This is a genomic window from Wolbachia endosymbiont of Glossina morsitans morsitans (assembly GCF_000689175.1).
Lineage (GTDB): Bacteria > Pseudomonadota > Alphaproteobacteria > Rickettsiales > Anaplasmataceae > Wolbachia > Wolbachia pipientis.
This window is the reverse complement of record NZ_AWUH01000087.1, coordinates 1-4,632: the sequence shown is the minus strand read 5'-3', so window position 1 is coordinate 4,632 and position 4,632 is coordinate 1. Positions and strand designations below refer to the sequence as shown.

Below are 4,632 nucleotides of genomic sequence, written 5' to 3'. Positions count from 1 at the left end.
TTTTATTATCACACATATTTACAAGTGAGTCAAATATATTGTTAATAGCTGTTGCAACAAAGTGCTTGACGTTAGAATAGCTTTTATGGTTTTGTATAGCTAGAAAGTAACTCTATGGAACGCTTACGCTCAATTGTATTTATTGTGGGAATATTCCTATTGCTGTTTAGCTTAGCAATGCTTATTCCTGCTGTTACCAATAAGTATCTCAGCTACGAATGGAAAAATTTTCTCGCTGGATTCATAATTACCTACACACCTGGCGTAACTTTTATTTTACTCGGTAAATTAAGTAGATTACATGGCATGCCAGCAATTTTTGCGATTACTAGTTGCACTTGGATTGCCTTGTCTCTGTTTGCAGCTATTCCTTTCTATTTTGATAATCTGAGCTATGTTGATGCATTATTCGAAACGATATCTGGCATCACAACCACAGGGGCAACTACATTTAATGATATTGAAAAGCAATTTCCGGGAATATTGCTGTGGAGAGCAATGCTACATGGCATAGGTGGTTTTGGTGTAATTACTTTAGGAATTGCAGTTTTTCCTTTTCTCAAGATTCTCAGCCTAAATAATTTACTTTATTCTGAATATTCAGATGTTACCAAAAGGAAGTTGCCGAACACACGAAGCGTAGTGATTCATGTTACGGCAATATATTATGGCTTAATTTTGTTATGCATATTTTCCTATTATCTAGCTGGTATGCCACTGTTTGATGCAATATGTCACGGAATGTCCGCTGTATCAACTGGTGGATTTGCTAACTATAATGATTCTATGGGACACTATAATAACCCTATGTTAGAAGTCATAACGATCATTTTTATGATTTTGGGTTCTCTGCCGTTTCTTAGCTATTTAAAAATTATAAGACGATTAGACATTTGCTATGATGAGCAGGTCTCTTACTTTTTTAAGATAGCTATTGTTTCATCTTTATTTGCTTGTTTTTGGTTGTATAAAAATGTTGATTTAGGAGTGTCATTATCATTTAGATGCAGCACATTTACCATCGCTTCCTTGATTACGTCAACTGGTTATGGAATCTGTAATCATATAGATTGGAGTTTCATTTCAGTCTTAGCTTCTTTTCTCACCTTTGTTGGTGGATGTAGTGGTTCTTCAAGTGGCGGTGTCAAAACCTTCCGCTTGATTGTTCTTTTAAGGTCTATAAGAAATTACTTTTACCTTTTATTAAACCCAGGTGCAGACAATAGAGTAAAATTCAATGGAAAAACCCTGGAGAATGATGAAGTTCATTCTGTCTTTATATTTTTTGCAATTTTCATGTTAACGTTTACCATTTCATCAGTAGTGATGTCTTACTTAAGCAATGCAGACTTTATAACTAGCATCAGCTCAATCTCTGCAACGCTTACAAACTCTGGTCCAGGGTTCAGCAACTTAATAGGTCCTTCGGGTAATTATTCCTCTTTCAGTAATGAAGTAAAATTATTTCTATCGTTTTTAATGCTGCTTGGCAGACTTGAAATATTGCCAATCTATTTTTGTATAGGCAATTTATTCTTATTTAATAGAAAGAAATAGTTGGTGAAGTTGTGAAATTTGATATTATAGCTAAACTGACTTACGACAATTTGAAAAACCGTCATTCCGCTACTCGTTAGCGGAATCTATACCGCGAATAAATCCACAGATGTACGAACATTGTGATTTGGGCACACCAGGGAGAATGTCATCCAAGTAGCCCCTTTCTCATCATCCCGCTACTTGTTAGCGGGATCTATGCTAAGAGATACCGCGAATGAATCGCGGCATGACGGTTCGCGGCGGTATAGCTATAGATAGTATTAGCTATTTAATAAAAAGATCGTAGCTAAACCAAGAAATATAAAAGCTGAGAGAATATCAGTTGTTGCCGATGTTAGGATTGAAGAAGAAACGGCAGGGTCAGACTTTAAACGGTGAAGCATTATAGGAATGAAAGTTCCGATGAACGTTGCAATAATTGACATCATAATCATGGAGACCACAAAAATCATCTCCACTTTGAAGTTGTGAAACCTTATTGCTAACACTACTAATGAAATAGTAGATAAGATCACCCCGTTTATAAGACCTATTAAAAATTCTTTCATCAGTATTCTTTTTGCATTTTGCTCAGTTAGATATTTTGTTGCGATTGCCCGGATGGTTAGCGTTACTGTTTGGGATCCTGCATTTCCGCTCATTGATGCAATTATCGGCATGATTATTGGCAGCACTATAAAACTTTTTATTACATCATCGAAAAAGCCAACTACTATGGAACACATTGTTGCAGCTAAGAGGTTAAACAGTAACCAAGGTAGCCTTTTAATTATAGTTTTATGTATAGGGGCATTTATATCGGCTTTAGAAGATACACCGCTTATTTTGAGTACATCCTCTTCTGTTTCTTGTTGAACAACTTTTATCACATCTTCAATTAAGATCACACCAATAATTTTACCATTCTTATTTACTACCGGAGCTGATAATAGAGAGTAATCTTTAAATATTCTTGCTACTTCCTCTTGGTCTACTCCAGTTTTAATGATTTTTATGTCATGATCCATTATCTCTTTTATTATTGTGTCTCCTGAGTGAGATATTACCTTATTTAAATTAACACTGCCTATAGGCTCTAATTTTGAGTTGATAATGAATATCTGGTGAAATTTTTCTGGTATTTTTTTATAGTTGCACACAAATTCTGTCAGTTGATTTATTGTCCAATAATATGGAGCTATAACCATATCTTTATGTATTAACCTCCCTGCACTTTCTTCTGGGTATGATAGCAACTCCTCTACTGATTTCTGAGTCTTGCTGGGCAAATAGTAAAGTATATTTTCTACAGACTTTCTATCTAAATCTTTCACTATGGTTACTATATCTTCTACATCAAGGAGCATTAGTAACTTTGCTGTATTTTCTATTCCCAATGTTTCTATGATCTCTATTTGTAAATCTGGCACTACATGCACTAGGGCATCACTTAACAAATGTTGATCGAGGATATTAACTAATTTCTCCCTGTGATCACTGATTGAAGTAGATAAAAAATAAGCTAACTGAACACTGTCTATCGTTTTTACAATATTATGAACATTTTCTAGCTCCTCGTTATCAAGTGACTCTATTAAGTCATCAATAGCCTTTTTGTCTAAACCATAATGAGAACTTATTTTAATATTCATTACTTTACCTTATTTTTTAATAAATATACGCGCTTGATTTCCTTAAACATTAAAGTATAATGAAATTATTTAAATTAACTATCATATGGTTAAATTTCTATTTTGTTTACTGTTATTGTTATTGATAGTAAATATATTAAAATCTAAAGTATAATGAAAACTTATTCAGAAATTCTCGAACACTTTCAAAGCTTAAATAAAAGTATTTCTCTTATCAGGAGGTGTCTTTGACATAGAAAAATTAAAGTTGCGTCTTGAAGAGCTGGATTCCCAAGCGTCGAATGATGATTTGTGGCAAGATAACCAAAAAGCACAAGAAGTTTTAAAAGAACGTTCTAAAATTAAGAATGACGTAGAGTTGTTTTTAAAGCTGGAAAGCGATTACAACGATGCCATTAGCTTAATGAAGTCTGCTATTGATGAGAACGGTGAAGAATTTTTCTCTGAAGTTGAAAATGAACTGGTAAAGTTAGAAAAATTAATCAAGTGTAAAGAAACAGAATCCTTATTTACTGGTGAAGCAGATAATAATGACTGCTTTTTAGAAATCCACTCAGGAGCTGGTGGAACAGAGAGCAATGATTGGGCTGAAATGCTGATGCGCATGTATGTAAGGTGGGCAGAAATTTATCATAACTTTAAAGTTGAAGTTGTAGAAAAATTAGAAGGAGAGTCGGTTGGTATCAAGTCCGCAATGATAAAAATCGTTGGAGAAAAAGCTTATGGGTGGGCAAAAAGTGAAAGTGGAATTCACAGGCTGGTTAGAATATCGCCGTTTGATGCAAATGGTAAACGTCATACCAGTTTTGCAAGTGTAGGAGTAACTCCAGTGATAGAAGATTCAATTGATATTGCTGTGGATGAAAAGGATCTAAAGATCGACACCTATCGTGCTTCCGGAGCAGGCGGTCAGCATGTGAACAAAACTGAAAGTGCAGTACGCATTACGCATATTCCAACTGGTGTTGTAGTTCAATGCCAAAATGGTCGTTCTCAACACAGAAATAAAGATGAGGCATTGAAATTACTTAAAGGACGTTTATACCAAATTGAACTGGAAAAGAAAGAACAAAAGATGGCTGAAGAATATGGTAAAAAATAGCGATATAGGCTGGGGCAATCAGATCAGATCGTACGTTATGCATCCATATCAAATGGTGAAGGATTTAAGAACCGGACATGAAGTGGGCAATATAAATTCTGTTTTTGATGGTAATATAGATTGTTTCATAGTTAGTGTGCTTACTAAGCAAAATTAGGTAGGGTTGACTTTCTTGCCATAATATATGATAATTAAAATATTGTTAAAGTAGGAGTAAAGTTATGGCGATTAAATATGATCAGTGGAAAAGTGACCTTACCCAGAAAAAGTGGAGAGAAAGTGTGGAATGTTTTTTACAAAAAGAATGATGCATCAAATTGTTCTGGAATGCAATAGTTA

At 34.4% G+C, this 4,632-nt stretch carries 2 protein-coding genes and 1 pseudogene; 2 read left to right on the top strand and 1 reads right to left on the bottom strand.

Annotation, left to right across the window (positions count from 1 at the left end; genetic code table 11):
* Window positions 1–114: 114 nt before the first annotated feature.
* On the top strand, window positions 115–1,557 hold the full coding sequence (locus WGMM_RS01925) for a TrkH family potassium uptake protein (protein WP_038249270.1): 1,443 nt from the start codon (window positions 115–117) through the stop codon (window positions 1,555–1,557).
* A gap of 263 nt (window positions 1,558–1,820) precedes the next feature.
* Here WGMM_RS01925 and mgtE read toward each other — a convergent pair whose 3' ends face one another.
* Complete coding sequence (gene mgtE, locus WGMM_RS01920; RefSeq protein ID WP_038249268.1) at window positions 1,821–3,191, bottom strand: magnesium transporter; 1,371 nt, start codon at window positions 3,189–3,191, stop codon at window positions 1,821–1,823.
* A gap of 153 nt (window positions 3,192–3,344) precedes the next feature.
* On the opposite strand from mgtE, the pseudogene prfB reads away from it, so the two are divergent.
* A pseudogene (gene prfB / locus WGMM_RS05295) lies at window positions 3,345–4,450 on the top strand (peptide chain release factor 2).
* Window positions 4,451–4,632: the final 182 nt, after the last annotated feature.